The sequence below is a fragment of the Chitinimonas taiwanensis DSM 18899 genome (assembly GCF_900119825.1).
Taxonomy (GTDB): Bacteria; Pseudomonadota; Gammaproteobacteria; order Burkholderiales; family Chitinimonadaceae; genus Chitinimonas; species Chitinimonas taiwanensis.
The window spans coordinates 13,010-28,644 of the sequence record NZ_FPKR01000009.1 but is presented as its reverse complement, the minus strand read 5'-3'; the positions used below and the strand labels follow the sequence as shown (position 1 = coordinate 28,644).

General features: G+C 63.6%; 14 protein-coding genes. 11 read left to right on the top strand and 3 right to left on the bottom strand.

Translation table 11 applies throughout. The features are described 5' to 3' along the window. Positions 1-179: 179 nt before the first annotated feature. The 6 genes from mfd to BT173_RS11930 all read left to right on the top strand — a co-directional run bounded on the left by mfd (position 180) and on the right by BT173_RS11930 (position 7,958). Positions 180-3,611, top strand: coding sequence for a transcription-repair coupling factor (mfd, locus tag BT173_RS11955; RefSeq protein WP_072429028.1), 3,432 nt, complete (start codon positions 180-182; stop codon positions 3,609-3,611). A gap of 73 nt (positions 3,612-3,684) precedes the next feature. Next, on the top strand, positions 3,685-4,020 hold the full coding sequence (locus BT173_RS11950; protein ID WP_072428898.1) for a YggL 50S ribosome-binding family protein: 336 nt from the start codon (positions 3,685-3,687) through the stop codon (positions 4,018-4,020). A gap of 172 nt (positions 4,021-4,192) precedes the next feature. Next, on the top strand, positions 4,193-4,645 hold the full coding sequence (locus tag BT173_RS11945; protein WP_072428897.1) for a peroxiredoxin: 453 nt from the start codon (positions 4,193-4,195) through the stop codon (positions 4,643-4,645). Between the two features lie 111 nt (positions 4,646-4,756). Then, positions 4,757-6,163, top strand: coding sequence for a PhoH family protein (locus BT173_RS11940; protein ID WP_072428896.1), 1,407 nt, complete (start codon positions 4,757-4,759; stop codon positions 6,161-6,163). A 119-nt stretch (positions 6,164-6,282) separates the two neighbouring features. Next, positions 6,283-7,053 (top strand): ParA family protein, encoded by a 771-nt coding sequence (locus tag BT173_RS11935; RefSeq protein ID WP_072428895.1) that lies wholly within the window; start codon positions 6,283-6,285, stop codon positions 7,051-7,053. Continuing rightward, positions 7,053-7,958 (top strand): tetratricopeptide repeat protein, encoded by a 906-nt coding sequence (locus BT173_RS11930; protein ID WP_084658501.1) that lies wholly within the window; start codon positions 7,053-7,055, stop codon positions 7,956-7,958. Before BT173_RS11935 ends, BT173_RS11930 begins: the two co-directional genes overlap by 1 nt. Positions 7,959-8,036: 78 nt before the next feature. Here BT173_RS11930 and dnaB read toward each other — a convergent pair whose 3' ends face one another. Next, positions 8,037-9,461 carry a replicative DNA helicase gene (gene dnaB / locus BT173_RS11925; RefSeq protein WP_072428894.1) on the bottom strand — a complete coding sequence of 475 codons (1,425 nt, stop codon included), beginning with the start codon at positions 9,459-9,461 and terminating at the stop codon, positions 8,037-8,039. A 105-nt stretch (positions 9,462-9,566) separates the two neighbouring features. Between dnaB and BT173_RS11920 the strand changes: the two genes are divergently transcribed. Both BT173_RS11920 and BT173_RS11915 read left to right on the top strand, forming a co-directional pair. Next, positions 9,567-9,995 carry a type II toxin-antitoxin system RatA family toxin gene (locus BT173_RS11920; protein WP_072428893.1) on the top strand — a complete coding sequence of 143 codons (429 nt, stop codon included), beginning with the start codon at positions 9,567-9,569 and terminating at the stop codon, positions 9,993-9,995. 10 nt (positions 9,996-10,005) lie between these two features. Then, entirely contained in the window at positions 10,006-10,341 is a 336-nt protein-coding gene (locus BT173_RS11915; protein WP_245794171.1) for an RnfH family protein, read from the top strand. 65 nt (positions 10,342-10,406) lie between these two features. Here BT173_RS11915 and fliD read toward each other — a convergent pair whose 3' ends face one another. Together fliD and BT173_RS11905 are read right to left on the bottom strand one after the other, a co-directional pair. Further along, positions 10,407-11,354 (bottom strand): flagellar filament capping protein FliD, encoded by a 948-nt coding sequence (gene fliD, locus BT173_RS11910; protein WP_072428891.1) that lies wholly within the window; start codon positions 11,352-11,354, stop codon positions 10,407-10,409. Positions 11,355-11,581: 227 nt separating this feature from the next. Then, entirely contained in the window at positions 11,582-13,120 is a 1,539-nt protein-coding gene (locus BT173_RS11905) for a DNA recombination protein RmuC (protein WP_072428890.1), read from the bottom strand. A gap of 144 nt (positions 13,121-13,264) precedes the next feature. Here BT173_RS11905 and BT173_RS11900 point away from each other — a divergent pair, with 144 nt between their 5' ends. The 3 genes from BT173_RS11900 (at position 13,265) to BT173_RS11890 (ending at position 15,635) form a co-directional block, all read left to right on the top strand. Next, entirely contained in the window at positions 13,265-13,810 is a 546-nt protein-coding gene (locus BT173_RS11900; protein WP_072428889.1) for an RBBP9/YdeN family alpha/beta hydrolase, read from the top strand. A 73-nt stretch (positions 13,811-13,883) separates the two neighbouring features. Next, positions 13,884-14,570, top strand: coding sequence for a flagellar basal body P-ring formation chaperone FlgA (gene flgA / locus BT173_RS11895; protein ID WP_072428888.1), 687 nt, complete (start codon positions 13,884-13,886; stop codon positions 14,568-14,570). A gap of 108 nt (positions 14,571-14,678) precedes the next feature. After that, positions 14,679-15,635 carry a bifunctional riboflavin kinase/FAD synthetase gene (locus tag BT173_RS11890; protein WP_072428887.1) on the top strand — a complete coding sequence of 319 codons (957 nt, stop codon included), beginning with the start codon at positions 14,679-14,681 and terminating at the stop codon, positions 15,633-15,635.

Sequence of the window (15,635 nt, the reverse complement as noted above, 5' to 3'; positions counted from 1 at the left end):
ACCAGTCGAAAGGACCTGACGTTTTCGCCTGAGTAAGCCCTGGGTGATCAAGGCACATCAACAGGCGTCGTGTCAGGCCTCATGCCCAGAGAATGTCGCCGCGCGGGCTACACAAAGGCAATGCGGACAAGCCACAGGGCTATAATCGCCCGCTTCTGCCGTCAACCGTCGTCCGCGCCATGCCGTTGCTGCCCTTCCCTACGCTCCCACCCGCCGGTCAACGCACCCGCCTGGCATTGCCTGCTGGCTCCGGCGATGCCAGCCTGCTGGCCGATCTGTGCAGCAAGGTACGCCCGCTGGTGGTGCTGAGCGCCGATGCGCAGACCGCGGCGCGCCTGAAGGATGAGATTGCCTGGTTCGCGCCCAATAAAAGCGTGGTGCTGCTGCCCGACTGGGAAACCCTGCCCTACGACAGCTTCTCGCCCCACCATGATCTGATCTCGGAGCGATTGGCCACGCTATGGCAGATACGCCAGCATGCGGCCGATGTGGTGATCGTGCCGGCGCAGACCGCGCTGATGCCGCTGCCGCCGGTTGAGTACCTGACCGCCTACACCTTCATGCTGCGCGCCAAGAGCAAGCTGGATGTAGAGAAGCTGCGCGCCGACTTGACCTTCGCCGGCTACAACCATGTGACCCAGGTCTATGGGCCGGGCGAGTTCTCGATCCGCGGCGGACTGATCGACCTATTCCCGATGGGCTCGCCGCTGCCCTACCGGCTCGATCTGTTCGATGACGAGATCGAGACCATCCGCACCTTCGATGTGGATACCCAGCGCTCGATCTACCCGGTACCCGAGATCCGCCTGTTGCCCGCCCGCGAGTTTCCGCTCGATGACGGCGGGCGTGCCAAGTTCCGCTCGCGCTTTCGCGAGGTGTTCGAAGGCGACCCGAGCAAGTCGCGCGTCTACAAGGACATCTCCAACGGCCTGATCCCGCCTGGGGTCGAGTACTACCTGCCGCTGTTCTTCGACCACACCGCCACCCTGTTCGACTATCTGGGGCCCGACGCGCTGCTGGTCCAGCATGGCGAGCTGATGGAGGCCTGCGAGCGCTTCTGGGCCGATACCCAGAGCCGCTACAAGATGCTGGCCGGCGACAAGGACCGGCCGCTGCTGCCGCCCAATGAGCTGTTCACCGCCACCGACCGCTTCTTTGCGCTGATGAAGCCCTACCGGCGCCTGGAGCTGCAGCTGGGCGGCCCGGCCGTGGAAGACGCGACCGACACTGCCTGGCGCGAAGCCAGCCAGGCCCTGCCCGATCTGCGCGTGGACCGGCGCGCCGAGAACCCGATCGCCAAGCTGAAAGCCTTTGTTGACGGCTTCGAAGGCCGCGTGCTGCTGCTGGCCGAATCGCTGGGCCGGCGCGAGACGCTGAGCCAGTACTTCAATGAATACGGGCTCGCCCCCAAGCTGATCGAAGCCTGGGGCGATTTCTTCGGCAAGCACGACCGGCTGCTGCTTGGCGTGTCGCCACTGGCGGCCGGTTTCATCGCTAAGCAGACCGCGCTGATCACCGAGGCGGATCTGTACGGCCAGAGCAGTACGCTGAGCCGGCGCAAGGCGCAGAAACGCAGCAATACCGAAGGCATGCTGCGCGACCTGTCCGAGCTGAAGATCGGCGACCCGGTCGTGCACGAGCAGCACGGCATCGGCCGCTACAAGGGCCTCGTCAGCATGGACCTAGGCGAGGGCAGCACCGAAATGCTGCACCTGGAATATGCGGGCGGCGACACCCTGTATGTGCCGGTCTCGCAGCTGCATGTGATCAGCCGCTATGCGGGCGGTGCCGAGGACAGCGCACCGCTGCATAAGCTCGGCTCGGGCAGCTGGGAAAAAGCCAAACGCCGCGCAGCCGAGCAGGTGCGCGATACCGCGGCCGAGTTGCTCAATCTGTATGCACGTCGCGCCGCGCGCGAAGGCTATGCCTTCGGCTTCAAGCAGCATGATTACGAGGCCTTCGCGGCCGGCTTCGGCTTCGAGGAGACCGCCGACCAGGCTGGCGCCATCGAGGCAGTGATTGCCGATATGACCAGCGGCAAGCCGATGGATCGGCTGATCTGTGGCGATGTCGGCTTTGGCAAGACCGAGGTCGCGCTGCGCGCAGCCTATGTGGCGGTGGCCGACGGCAAGCAGGTGGCGGTGCTGGTACCCACCACGCTGCTGGCCGAGCAGCACTACCAGAACTTCGCCGACCGTTTTGCCGACCTGCCGGTGCGGGTGGCTGAACTCAGTCGTTTCCGCTCCAAGAAGGAGGTGGACGCAGCAGTGGCCGGCATGGAAAGCGGCAGCATCGATATCGTGATCGGCACCCACAAGCTGGTGCAGGACGGGGTGAAGTTCAAGAACCTCGGCCTCGTCATCATCGACGAGGAACACCGCTTTGGCGTGCGCCACAAGGAACAGCTGAAGGCGCTGCGCAGCGAGGTGGATGTGCTGACGCTGACCGCCACGCCGATTCCGCGCACCCTGGCCATGTCGCTGGAAGGCCTGCGCGACTTCTCGGTGATCGCCACCGCGCCGAACCGCCGCCTGGCGATCAAGACCTTTGCCGCCAACTGGAGCGACGGGGTGATCCGCGAGGCGGTGCTGCGCGAACTCAAGCGCGGCGGCCAGGTGTTCTTCCTGCATAACGAGGTCGATACGATTCTCAATATGCAGGAGAAACTATCTGCCCTCTTGCCCGAGGCGCGCATCGGCATCGCCCACGGCCAGATGCGCGAGCGCGATCTCGAGCAGGTGATGCGCGACTTCAACCAGCAGCGTTTCAACCTGCTGCTGTGCACCACCATCATCGAGACCGGCATCGACATCCCGAATGCCAACACCATCATCATGAACCGGGCAGACAAGTTCGGCCTGGCCCAGCTGCACCAGCTGCGCGGCCGCGTAGGTCGCTCCCACCACCAGGCCTATGCCTATCTGCTGGTGCCGGACATGAAGACACTGACACCCTCGGCGCAGAAGCGTCTCGAGGCGATTCAGCAGATGGAGGAACTGGGCTCCGGCTTTTATCTCGCCATGCACGATCTGGAAATCCGCGGTGCGGGCGAGGTGCTGGGCGAGGGCCAGAGCGGCGAGATGCAGGAAATCGGCTTCTCGCTCTATTCGGCCATGCTCAATGAGGCGGTGAAGGCACTGAAGAAGGGCGTGGAGCCCGATCTGAACGCGCCACTCGGCGTGGCCACCGAAATCAATCTGCACAGCCCGGCCCTGTTGCCCGAGGACTACTGCCCCGATGTGCATGAACGCCTGGTCATCTACAAGCGCCTGGCCAACTGCGATAGCAATGATGAGCTCGACGATATGCAGCAGGAGCTGATCGACCGCTTCGGCCTCTTGCCCACGCCGGCCAAGATCCTGCTCGACTGCCATCGCCTGCGCCTTCTGGCCAAGCCCATGGGCGTGCTCAAGCTCGATGCCTCGGAAGTGGCGATCTCGGTGCAGTTCGGCGCACAGAACAGCATCGATCCACTCAAGGTGATGAAGCTGATTCAGAGCAAGCGCAATTACAAGCTGGCCGGCCCCGACAAGCTGCGCGTGGAAAGCGCCCTGCCCGACCCGGCCATACGTGCGGTGCGGGTGAAGGAACTCTTGCACGAGCTGATGTAAACCCGGCGTGAGCCAGATGCCCTCGTCGCCCCCAACCCTGCGCTGCGCAAGCGCAGCCATTCGAAAGACCACCATGGCCAAACACCGTAGCCTGCGCCTGCAGAAAAAACTGCATGTCGGCCCCTTCCAGCAATTTGGCTTTGCATTGAGCGTGAGCCTGCAAGCCGGCACGAATGCCGCAGCCGCGGAGGCGCTGCTCGAAGACTTCCTGCGTGAATGTGTGGATGCACAGCAGCTAGTATTTGGCGGCGGGCTGGACAGTGGCTGGATCGATTATGACGGCCATGCCTCGGCCACCGAGGCGCATCGCGGCCAGGTCGCGGCTTGGTTACGCGCGCGACCGGAATGCGCAGCCGTCGAAGTCGGCCCGCTGACCGATGCCTGGTACGGGCCTTTCGACGCGCTGTAAGTGGGTGCCTGCCGCCCTGCGCTGCTGAGCAAAGCGCAACAGCCGGCCAGGCCGCTTTCGAATCAAAACAAGCACTTCCATGCAGCGCGGCTGAGCGACACGAAATCGTCATGCCGGCCTGCTTGTATGACACCCTGATTTTCACCACAATCAAATCAAACCGGAGGACGTAATGACTGCAGTCCCTGCGCTTTCCCTGCCGATGACCGGCGAGCAGACCTTCGACACCCACGCATTGGCCGGCACGGCCTACGTGCTTTACTTCTACCCCAAGGACAATACCCCCGGCTGTACCGTGGAGGGCAGCGACTTCCGCGACCAGCATGCGGCTTTTGCCGCCGCTGGGGTCAAGGTGTTCGGTGCAAGCCGCGATAGCCTGAAGTCACACGAGAACTTCAAGGCCAAGATGAGCTTCCCCTTCGAGCTGGTGTCCGACCCGGACGAAACACTGTGCGAAGCGTTTGGCGTGATGAAGATGAAGAATATGTATGGCAAGCAGGTACGGGGCGTGGAGCGCTCCACCTTTGTCATCGACGCCAAGGGGCAGATCGTGCGCGAGTGGCGCGGGGTCAAGGTGCCCGGCCATGTCAGTGAAGTGCTGGCCTTTGTGCAGGCCATGAAATAAGCGAAACGCCCGTCCCTGCGACGGGCGTTTTGCATTGTGGGCCGGTGTGTAGGGCCGGCCCGGTTGCGATGTCGGCTCCGCGCCGACCTATCACCTAGCCCGAGGAAGAAGATGGCCGCCGCCCGTAAAGCCAAAAGCAGCAAACTCTTTGTGCTGGATACCAATGTGCTCATGCACGACCCGACCAGCCTGTTCCGTTTTGAAGAGCACGATATCTGTCTGCCCATGGTCACGTTGGAGGAGCTGGACGGGCACAAGAAGGGTATGAGCGAAGTGGCGCGCAATGCGCGCCAGGCCAGTCGCTTCCTTGACGATATCGTCAGCGGCAAAGAGGCACAGATCGTGGACGGCGTGTCGCTGGCCGGCCCCTCCAAGGGCATGGCCACCGGCAGCCTGTTCCTGCAGACCCAAGCCACCAAGATCGAGCTGCCGGCCGACCTGCCGGTGGGCAAGGCCGATAACCAGATCCTGACCGTGGTCATGCAGCTGGCTCAGCAGCACCCGAAGCGCGAGGTGGTCCTGGTGTCCAAGGACATCAATATGCGCATCAAGGCGCGCGCGCTGGGCTTGGCCGCCGAGGACTACTTCAACGACCAGGTGCTGGAAGACACCGATCTGCTCTACACCGGCGTGCGCGAGATCGAGCAGGACTTCTGGGAGAAGAATGGCAAGGACATGAAGAGCTGGCAGGAAGGTGGTCGCGCGCTGTACCAGCTCAAGGGGCCCGACTGCAGCAGCCTGCTGCTCAACCAGATGATCTGGCAGGACGGCAGCGACAAGCCCTTTCTGGCCATGGTCAAGGCGGTAGAGGGCAAGACTGCCGTCCTCGAGTCGATCAAGGACTACAGCCATCCGAAGAACGCGATCTGGGGCATTACCGCACGCAACCGCGAGCAGAACTTCGCCATCAATCTATTGATGAACCCGGACATCGACTTCGTTACCCTGCTGGGCCAGGCCGGCACCGGCAAGACCCTGCTCACGCTGGCCTCGGCGCTGATGATGACCTTGGAGGAAAAGCGCTACACCGAGATCATCATGACGCGCGTGACCGTGCCGGTGGGTGAGGACATCGGTTTTCTGCCAGGTACCGAGGAAGAAAAGATGATGCCGTGGATGGGCGCGCTGGAGGACAACCTCGATGTGCTGAACCAGACCGATGGCGAATCGGGCGAATGGGGTCGCGCCGCCACACGCGACCTGATCCGCTCACGCATCAAGGTCAAATCGCTGAACTTCATGCGCGGGCGCACCTTCCTGAACAAATTCCTCATCATCGATGAGGCGCAGAACCTGACGCCCAAGCAGATGAAGACGCTGATCACGCGTGCCGGCCCCGGCACCAAGGTAGTCTGCCTCGGCAATATCGCCCAGATCGACACACCCTATTTGACCGAGGGCAGCTCGGGCCTCACCTATGTGGTCGACCGCTTCAAGGGCTGGAGTCACTCCGGCCATATCACCCTGCAACGCGGCGAGCGCTCGCGCCTGGCCGACCACGCAGCCGAAGTGTTGTAAGTCTGCCAGCCTTGGCCCGGCCAGATCCGCACTGGCCGGGCTTTTCATTGCAGCAAGCAGCGGATGCGCGGCTACACTAGAGCCAGCCCGAGCCAGCACTGTTCAACCAGAAAAGCGCCATGACCGTTATCGCCGTGTTCAATCAAAAAGGGGGGGTGGGCAAGACCACCACCACCGCCAATCTGGCTGCGGCCATGGCACGCAACGGCATGGCCCCCCTGGCCATCGACCTTGATCCGCAAGCGCATCTGACCACGCTGTCCGGCCTCAAGCCGCGCGTCGAGCGCACCGTCTACAGCTTCTTCCATAGCCAGACCCCGCTGTCCGAGCTGGTCACCGAGCTGCCCAATCAGGTCAATCTGATCCCGGCGCATATGGAGCTGGCCAAGGTGGACATGTTGCTCAGCCAGAACCGCCGCGATCTGCGTCGCCTGAAGAAAGCCATGCAGGACGAGATGCTGGCGGCGGGCGGCACGCCGGTGCTGATCGACTGCTGTCCGATGCTGGGCGTGCTGTCGCTATCGGCCCTGATGGCCGCCGACGTGGTGCTGGTGCCGGTCACCGCCGAATACCTGGCCATGAATGGCGCCCAGCAATTGGACCAGACCCTGAACGGGCTGACCGCCATGGGCCTGCACCGGCCGCGCAAGGTGTTCATCAACCGCTATCAGCGCGGGCATATCACCTCCGAGCATGTGGCGGCCGAACTGGCACATCGCTATGGGCGCGACTTCTGCCGCACCCGCGTATTCGAGAGCCAGAGCGTGATGGAAGGCAGCGGCAAGAATCAGGACGTGTTCAGCTATGCGCCTGATTCGGAGAGTGCCGAGGACTTCAGCTATCTGCTCGATGAGCTGATCGAAAGCCAGTTCATCCGGACCGGCCATTGATGATGCTACGCCTGGGCCTGCTGCTCGGTCTTGCCACGCTCGCGCAGGCGGCAGATATCGATGCGCTATGGAATTACGACCGGCCCGACCAATCCGAACAGCGCTTCCGCGTCGAGCTGATTCGCGCCGAGCAGGCGAGCGACGCGGCCAGCGCGACGGAAGTCCTGACCCAGCTTGCCCGCGCCCAAGGTCTGCAGAACCGCATGCCCGATGCCCATGCCACGCTGGACCGCGTGCGCAGCGAGCTGCCCGCCAGCGCGCCTTATCTGTGCGTGCGCTATGTGCTGGAACGCGGCCGGCTGTGGAATAGTGCCGGCGAGCGCAAACGTGCCTGGCGCTGGTTCCGCGCCGCGCATCTGCTCGCGGTGCGCCAGCAGCTCGACTATCTGGCCATCGATGCCCTGCATATGCTGGCGATTGCCGAGGGTGGCAAGGCGGCGCTGGAGTGGAACCGCAAAGCGCTGGCCGCGGCCGAGCGCAGCAACGACCCGCGCGCGCAGCGCTGGCTGGGTTCGCTCTACAACAATCTGGGCTGGGTGTATTACGACCAGAAGGACTACCCACAGTCGCTCGCCTATCTGCAAAAAGCCCAGGCCTGGCATGAGGCACGCCAGACCGGCCGCCCGCTGCTGATTGCACGCTGGAGCGTGGCCAAGCTGCAGCGCGTGATGGGGCAGCCGGAAGCCGCGCTGCGCACCCAGCTGGCGCTTGAGCAAGCCTGGCAGGGGCTGGGCGAGGAAGATGGCTATGTGTACGAGGAAGTCGCCGAGAACCTGCTGGCGCTCGGGCGCGGCGAGGACGCGCGACCCTATTTCGGGCGCGCCTTCAATCTGCTCGCGCGCGACCCCTGGGTGCTGAAGAATGAGGGCGACAAGCTGCGCCGCCTGCGCCAGCTCAGCCAGTAGCCGGCTGCCTGGGCCGGGGCATGAAAAAGGCGAACCGCGGTTCGCCTTTTTGTTTGACGGTGAGCCCGTGTGTAGCGCTTATTCGCCGTCCGACCAGCCGCCATGCGCGGCATTCTCGAAGCGCGACCAGTGGCCAAGGAAGGTCAGCCGCACCGTGCCGGTCGGGCCGTTACGGTGTTTGGACACGATCACCTCGGCCAAGCCCTTGTCGGGCGAATCCGGGTTGTAGTACTCGTCGCGGTACAGGAACATGATCAAGTCGGCGTCCTGCTCGATGGCGCCTGATTCACGCAAGTCAGACATCATCGGACGCTTGTTGGGGCGCTGTTCGACCGAGCGGCTGAGCTGGGACAGCGCAATCACCGGCACCTTGAGTTCCTTGGCCAAGCCCTTGAGCGAACGCGAGATTTCACCCACTTCGGTGGCGCGGTTCTGATCCTTGCCCGAGCCCGACATCAGCTGGATATAGTCGATGACGATCAGGCCAAGCTGGCCGTCGAACTGACGTGCCAGGCGGCGTGCGCGCGCACGCAGCTCCAGCGCGGTCAGGCCGGGGGTTTCATCGATGAAGATATTCGCTTCCGAGAGCTTGCCGGCGGCGTAGGTGAGCTTCTGCCAATCATCATCCTCGAAGCGGCCGGTCTTGATCTTGTGCTGGTCGAGCCGGCCCACCGAGCCGATCATCCGCATCGCCAGCTGGGCGCCGCCCATTTCCATCGAGAAGATGGCCACCGGCTTGCCGGCATCGATGGCCACGTTCTCCGCGATATTCACCGAGAAGGCGGTCTTACCCATGGACGGGCGGCCAGCCACAATGATCAGGTCGCCCGGCTGCAGGCCGGAGGTCTTGCTGTCGAGGTCGGTAAAGCCGGTCGGCGTACCGGTCACCGCATCGGGGTTCTCGCGGCTGTACAGCTCATCGATACGGGTGACCACTTCCTTGAGCAGCTCGGGCATGGCCAGAAAGCCCTGCTTGCCGCGCGCCGACTGCTCGGCGATCTCGAACACCTTGCCCTCGGCCTCATCCAGAATCGCCGCCGCATCACGCCCGCTCGGATTGAAGGCGGAATCGGCAATCTCGGTGCCGATGGTGGCCAGCTGGCGCATGATCGAGCGCTCACGCACGATCTCGCCATAGCGCTTCATATTCGCCGCGCTCGGCACGTTCTGGGCCAGGGAGGCCAGATAGCTGAGCCCGCCCACGTATTCGAGCTGGTTATTGTTCTCCAGCGATTCGGCCACCGTCACCGCATCGGCCGGCCGGCCCGATTCGATCAGGCGGGTGATATGGCGAAAGATGACCCGGTGATCGTCACGATAGAAATCGCTTTCGGTCAGCACGTCAGCGATGCGATCCCAGGAACGATTTTCGATCAGCAGGCCGCCCAGCACCGACTGCTCGGCCTCGACCGAGTGCGGTGGCGTACGAATCGATGCCAGCTGGGCATCGGGTTCACGTTCTTCCGGGATAAAATCGAAGCTATCGTCTTGATCGAATTGCATAGGTTCCAACAGGGGCTTAGCATGCGCGGCCGAGCGGCGGCGCGAGGAAGATCGCATTCTATCAGCCGCGCTGCCCGGCAGCCCCACTCATCTCCGCAGAGCATCATGCACCAGGTCCGTAAATCCGTACTCGTCCCCCACCCCGCCGCGCTGATGTTCGATCTGGTCGACAAGGTCGAAGATTACCCGCGCTTTCTGCCCTGGTGCGGCGATACCAAGCTGCATCTGCGCGATGCGGAATGGACGGTGGCGACCATCGGCATCGACTACCTGGGCCTGCGCTCAGCCTTCACCACCGAGAACCGCAAGGATGGCATGGTGATCAGCATGGAGCTGAAGGACGGCCCCTTCCGCAGCCTGAGCGGCGCCTGGCGCTTTCATGCGCTGCTTGAGGACGCCTGCAAGGTGGAATTCGAGCTCGACTACGAATTCTCCAGCGGCACGCTGGAAAAGCTGGTGGGGCCGGTATTCAGCAAGATCGCCGGCACCTTCGTGGATGCCTTTGTCAAAGAAGCCGACCGCCGGCATGGCTGAGGAAACACAGATGCAAATCGAAGTCGCTTACGCCGAAGCGGAGTTCCAATACCTGATCAGCCTTAGCTTGCCCGAAGGCAGCAGCGCGCAAGATGCGATCCGCGCCTCGGGCCTGCTGGAGCAATTGCCCGGCCTGGACTTGCAGATCAACAAGATCGGCATCTTTGGTCGTCCCTGCACGCTGGATACCGTACTACGCGAGCAGGACCGGGTGGAAATCTACCGCCCGCTACAGGCCGACCCTAAGGTAGTACGCCGCGAACGCACGGCTGCCGGAAAAACCATGAAGAAAGGCGGCGGCACCTCGCGCTACCGCGTGGCACGCTCGGCCCAATCCGATAGCTAGTTTCAGCCCAAGCGGGCCTTGGGCAGACACATCGTCGACGATGAGCCCACCCGCTTTCTCCTAGATCAAGCCTTCCCCGCCGCCATCTTCTGGTAGGCCGCCAGCGCATCGGCAATGCCCTTGCTGCTGCCCGCATCGCCACTGCCAAACTCAGCCTGCAAGCTGGTTTTGTTGGTCTTCAGGTAGTCAATCACCCGACCTAGATTGGCCAGGCGGTTCTGGATGAAGTTGTTGTCGGCATTCAAGAGCGTGGCTGCCTCGGCAAAGTGCGCGCTGAAAGCGTCGATGGTAGCGACCGCGCCGCTGCGGTTATCGGCCAGCGCGGCATCGAGTGCGGCGGGGTCGAGGCGCGCGCGGCCGCTGCCGGGGTCGATGCTCACACCCAAGGCATTCATGCCGCGAAAGCCGTCTGCAGCGCCAGTAAAGGAATTCTGGATGCTCTGCTCAAGCTCGTAGCGCGACATGCGCGCGGCGTTGGAGTCGGCCAGCGCGCCGCCTGCACGGGTTTCTTCCTGGTACTCATCGCGCCAGGCGTTGTACTCGGCGACAAACTCTTCCAGCTCGGCGCGGATCTGCGCATTGCTGCTGCTCACATCCAGCTCGGCCAGCTCCATGCCCTCGGCGCGCATCTCGGTCACATCGGCGCCCATCTCGGTCAGCGCGGCAAACTCTGCCTGGTAGTTGAGTTCGCGCTGATTGATCACGCTCATCATCCGGTAACCCGACTCCGGGTCAAACAAGCCGAGATTGCGCCCATCCGCACTCAGCCCCTGCCCGCCCGCGCTGTCCTGGCCGGCAAACAGCGGGTTCGTGTCGCCCTGTTCGGCGCCGAATATCCCTGCCGCGCCCGATTGGCCGTCCGCGCTGGCGCTGAGCAAGGTATTCAGGGTTTGCGTCTGGAATTGCGCGAGCTGTACCGCGAAGGCATTGCTCTTGGGCTTATCGGCCGATTCGTGGCCAAGATTCAGCTGCTGGAACTGAAAGCCGCTGGCTGGGGTTTGCTTGATGCTCATGATGGCCTCCGGTGCGGGGAGAAACGGGAAGTGCCTGATTCAAAGCAAGAAACAGGCCCTGGCGCATGAAAAGGTCACCATTGTCCCAAGGCAAGGCTGGGCGCGGCACAGTAGCGTGAGAACACCGGGCGGCAGCGCTGGTTTACGGCGCGCTTGCCGGCAAATGCGGCAGGGTTTGCCAGCGGCAAGCTGCGTGATGCCACTACGCCGCCGGGACGCGCAGCCGCTCAGTCGTTGGCCAGCACCGATTCGCTCGGCAACACGGCCGGTGCGCCCGGCTCGTCGAAGCGCACATGCTCGATCTCTACAAAGCGCTTGCTGATCTTCTCGCTGGAAATCTGCACCTGCTGCGCGTCTTCGTGCGCCTGGCGGATATGGGTGGCCAGGTTCTTCATGCGGGTATCGAAGCGGCGGAAGTCTTCCGACAGGCGCGACAGCGCCGCCTTGATGATATGCACCTGCTGGCGCGTCTCCACATCCTTGATCACCGCGCGTGCGGTATTGAGCACCGCCATCATGGTGGTGGGCGAGACGATCCACACCCGCTTGCCCATCGCGTACTGCACGAGCTCAGGGTTATAGGCGTGAATCTCGGCAAACACCGCCTCGGCCGGGATGAACATCACCGCCCCATCGGCGGTTTCGCCGCTAATGATGTATTTGTCGGCAATCGCGTCGATATGCTTTTTCACGTCGAGGCGGAACTGGCGCTGCGCGGCGGCACGCTCGGGCTCGGTCACCGTGGTACCGAACATGCGGTGGTAGTTTTCGAGCGGGAACTTCGAGTCGACCGCCACCATGCCGGTCGGCTCGGGCAGCTTGAGCAGGCAGTCGGCGCGCGTGCCGTTCGATAGCGTGGCCTGCAGCTGATAGCTGCTGGTGGGCAGCACATTGCTGACCAGGTGTTCAAGCTGCACTTCACCAAAGGCGCCGCGCGAGCGCTTGTCACCGAGCAGTTCCTGCAGGCTGACCACATTGGTGGTCAGGCCGTCGATCTTCTTCTGCGCCTCGTCGATGGTGGCCAGGCGCGCCATCACGCTGGCGAAGGTCTCGTTGGTCTTCTTGAAGCCCTCGTCCAGACGCTCGGTCACCTTGCCGGAAATCTGCTCGAGGCGGCCGTCCACGGTCATGGTCAGCTGGGCAATCGTCTGGGTCAGCTGCTCAGTGGTGCGGCGCAGGGTATTGAGCAGCAGTTCCTGCTGGGCGCGGCCCTGCTCGCCCACCAGCTTGCTCACCGTCTCCAGCACCTCGGTGCGCAGCTTGTCCTGCTTTTGCTGCACGGTCTGCGAAATATCGGCCAGCTGCTTGGCAATCGCCTCGCGGCTGTCGGCCAGGGCCTGGGCCTGGGTCAGCTGCATCGATTGCAGCGCATTGGTCTGGGCAATCTGCGCGGCCTGCAGCGCCTCGGTCTGCGAAGCACGCAGGGTATCCAGCCCCACCCGCGTGTCCTTGAGCTCGGTGCCCACCGCCTCGCGCAGCCGGTCAAAAGACTGGCCCACGCTATCGCGCAGGCGCTCGCCCGACTCGGTCACGCTGCTGCGCAGGCGCTCGCTTTGCTCGGCGAAACCATGGCTCAGCGCCTCGGACTGCCGGCTCAAGCCGGCATGCAGATCTTGCAGCATGGCGCGGTGCTTCTCTTCCAACTGGGCGGTCAGCAAATCCAGCGTGGTGCGCTGCGCCTGGGCCAGCTGCCCAAGGCGTACCACCACCAGGCCGCCGGCCAGCAAAACAACCAAGGCAACGATGCCAAACAAGACTTCAAGCATGGGGTTATTCCAAAAGCATGTTTATTCAGCCGCGATGATACGCCGAAGCCAGCCGTTTCAGCGTAGCGCTTCACATCAACCGGTGCTTGCCTGCCGTCCAACACGCATGCAAGCTGGGCCCAATTTCCAAGCAAGGTCTACACCATGCATCTACTGATACACCCAGGCTGGCAGGATTCCGGCCCCAGCCACTGGCAAACCCATTGGCAGGCCACACTGCCCCATGCCCAACGGGTTAGCCAAGCCGATTGGCTGCAGCCTGAGCTGGATGACTGGGTCGCCAGCCTGGATACACAGATAGACGCTGCAGCGGGCCCGGTGCTGCTGGCCTGCCATAGCCTGGGCTGCCTGAACCTCGTGCACTGGGCGCAGCGCTATCCGCACAAGGCCGCCAAGGTGGCCGCAGCTCTGCTAGTTGCCCCGGCCGATGTGGAACGGCCCGATGCGCCGCTGGCGATTCGTGGCTTTGCGCCGATTCCGCGCCAGCTGCTGCCCTTCCCTTGCACGGTGGTCGCCAGCGATAACGACCCCTTCAGCCAGCTGGCCAGCAGCCGTGCGCTAGCGCAGGCCTGGGGTGCGGAACTGGTGGTGCTCAAGGGTGCCGGGCATATCAATAGCGATGCGGGCTTTGGGCCCTGGCCCGAAGGCCAGGCGCTGCTGGACAATCTGCGAGCCCGTGTGGCTTGCTGAAAGCCGCATGCAGCTTGCGTTTCCGGCAAGACGGTTCCACACTGGAAAGCCCAGCGTCATAAGTAGCCCACCGATGTTGCGCAGTGCATTCCTCCTCTCGCTGCTCTTGGCTCTGCCCACTTGGGCCGAAGAGAAAGTCCAGAGCCTTGAAGCGATCAGCTCGGCCGCCAGCGATTTCCTGGCCGAGCAATTGGCCAGCTATGGCGACCGCGCCAGCTTTCAGCTCGGCCGGCTGGACAAGCGCCTCAAGCTCGCACCCTGCCAGAAACTGGACGTGCTGCTGGTGCAGGGTAATCGCCTGGTCGGCAATACCAGCTTGCGCGTGCAGTGCGGCAAGGGTGCCAAGTGGTCGGTCAATCTGCCGGTGGCGATTTCCATCCAGGCCGATTACTGGGCCAGTGCACGCGCCCTGCCCGCCGGGCACGAGCTGAGCGAAGCCGATATCGAGAAACGTAGCGGCGACTTGGCCCAGCTGCCGGCTACCGTGATTACCGACCACACCCAGGCCATAGGCCGCACGTTGATTGGCGGCACGCCAGCCGCCGCGCCGCTGCGCAGCGATCAGCTACGTGCGCCGTTTGCGGTACGCGTGAACAATGTGGTCAAGGTGATCGCCAGCGGCAATGGCTTTGAGGTGGTCAGTGAAGGCCGCGCGCTGGGCAATGCAGCCGAGGGCCAGCAGGTCAGCGTGAAGATGGTGTCCGGCGCCACGGTGCAAGGCGTGGTGCGCGCCGATGGCACGGTGGACGTGCGTTACTGAGCCCAACAGCCCGGCGCGCTTTGGCGCATTGCAGCAAGTCGCCTAGACCCCCACGCCCCCCGCAAGTAGAATCGCCGGTCTTCCCACGCCGGTTTCACAATTCAATTCATGCAGGTATTTCGCGGCGCCCCCTTTCGTCCCGCTGGCCCCTGTGCACTGACCATCGGTAATTTCGATGGCCTGCACCGCGGGCACCGCGCCATGCTCGACCGCCTGGTCGGCGAGGCCAAGCGGCTTGGCCTGCCGGCCGCGGTACTCACCTTCGAGCCGCATCCGCGCGAGCTGTTCACACCCGATGCGGCGCCGGCACGTTTGTCCAGCCTGCGGGAAAAACTGGAACTGCTGCGCGATGCCGGCATAGACCGCGTCTACCTTGCCCATTTCAACCGCCCGTTCGCCAGCCTCAGCGCCGAGGATTTCGCCGGCCAGATCGTCGCGCAGCAGATCTGCGCGCGCTATGTGCTGGTGGGCGACGACTTCCGCTTTGGCAAGGCGCGTAGCGGCGACAATGCACGTCTGGCCGAGCTTGGCCACCAGTTCGGCTTCCTGGCCGAAGCCATGCCCGAGATCAGCGTGGATGGCCGGCGCGCCTCCAGCACCGCGGTGCGCGAAGCGCTGGCGCGCGGCGATATGGACAGCGCCAACCAGCTCTTGGGTCGCCCCTACAGCATCAGCGGCCGGGTCAAGCATGGCCGCAAACTGGGGCGCGAGATCGGCTTCCCGACCGCCAATATCCAGGTCAAACACAACCGCCCGCCGCTGACCGGCATCTTCGTGGTGGAAGTGCACGGCCTGGGCGCCCCCATTCTCGGCGCGGCCAGCCTAGGCCTGCAGCCAACGGTCGACCAATCGGGCCGCATGTCGCTGGAAGTGCATCTGCTGGATTTTACGGGCGATATCTACGGCCAGCATCTGCGCGTGGATTTTTTGCACAAGCTGCGTGACGAAGTGAAGTACGCAGGCCTTGAGCCCCTGGTCGCACAGATCAAGCTCGATGTGGAAAACACCCGCGCCTACTACCGCGAGCGCCATCACAGCGAACGAATTAGTGACCCTCGTCCGTGA

Bases quoted from the DNA above. Each gene is read 5' to 3' on its own strand.
- BT173_RS11890 (WP_072428887.1), top strand. From the start codon at position 14,679: ATGCAGGTATTTCGCGGCGCCCCCTTTCGTCCCGCTGGCCCCTGTGCA.
- BT173_RS11940 (WP_072428896.1), top strand. From the start codon at position 4,757: ATGGCCGCCGCCCGTAAAGCCAAAAGCAGCAAACTCTTTGTGCTGGAT.
- BT173_RS11905 (WP_072428890.1), bottom strand. From the start codon at position 13,120: ATGCTTGAAGTCTTGTTTGGCATCGTTGCCTTGGTTGTTTTGCTGGCC.
- BT173_RS11950 (WP_072428898.1), top strand. From the start codon at position 3,685: ATGGCCAAACACCGTAGCCTGCGCCTGCAGAAAAAACTGCATGTCGGC.
- mfd (WP_072429028.1), top strand. From the start codon at position 180: ATGCCGTTGCTGCCCTTCCCTACGCTCCCACCCGCCGGTCAACGCACC.
- BT173_RS11900 (WP_072428889.1), top strand. From the start codon at position 13,265: ATGCATCTACTGATACACCCAGGCTGGCAGGATTCCGGCCCCAGCCAC.
- BT173_RS11935 (WP_072428895.1), top strand. From the start codon at position 6,283: ATGACCGTTATCGCCGTGTTCAATCAAAAAGGGGGGGTGGGCAAGACC.
- BT173_RS11920 (WP_072428893.1), top strand. From the start codon at position 9,567: ATGCACCAGGTCCGTAAATCCGTACTCGTCCCCCACCCCGCCGCGCTG.
- BT173_RS11945 (WP_072428897.1), top strand. From the start codon at position 4,193: ATGACTGCAGTCCCTGCGCTTTCCCTGCCGATGACCGGCGAGCAGACC.
- flgA (WP_072428888.1), top strand. From the start codon at position 13,884: ATGTTGCGCAGTGCATTCCTCCTCTCGCTGCTCTTGGCTCTGCCCACT.
- BT173_RS11915 (WP_245794171.1), top strand. From the start codon at position 10,006: ATGCAAATCGAAGTCGCTTACGCCGAAGCGGAGTTCCAATACCTGATC.
- BT173_RS11930 (WP_084658501.1), top strand. From the start codon at position 7,053: ATGATGCTACGCCTGGGCCTGCTGCTCGGTCTTGCCACGCTCGCGCAG.
- dnaB (WP_072428894.1), bottom strand. From the start codon at position 9,461: ATGCAATTCGATCAAGACGATAGCTTCGATTTTATCCCGGAAGAACGT.
- fliD (WP_072428891.1), bottom strand. From the start codon at position 11,354: ATGAGCATCAAGCAAACCCCAGCCAGCGGCTTTCAGTTCCAGCAGCTG.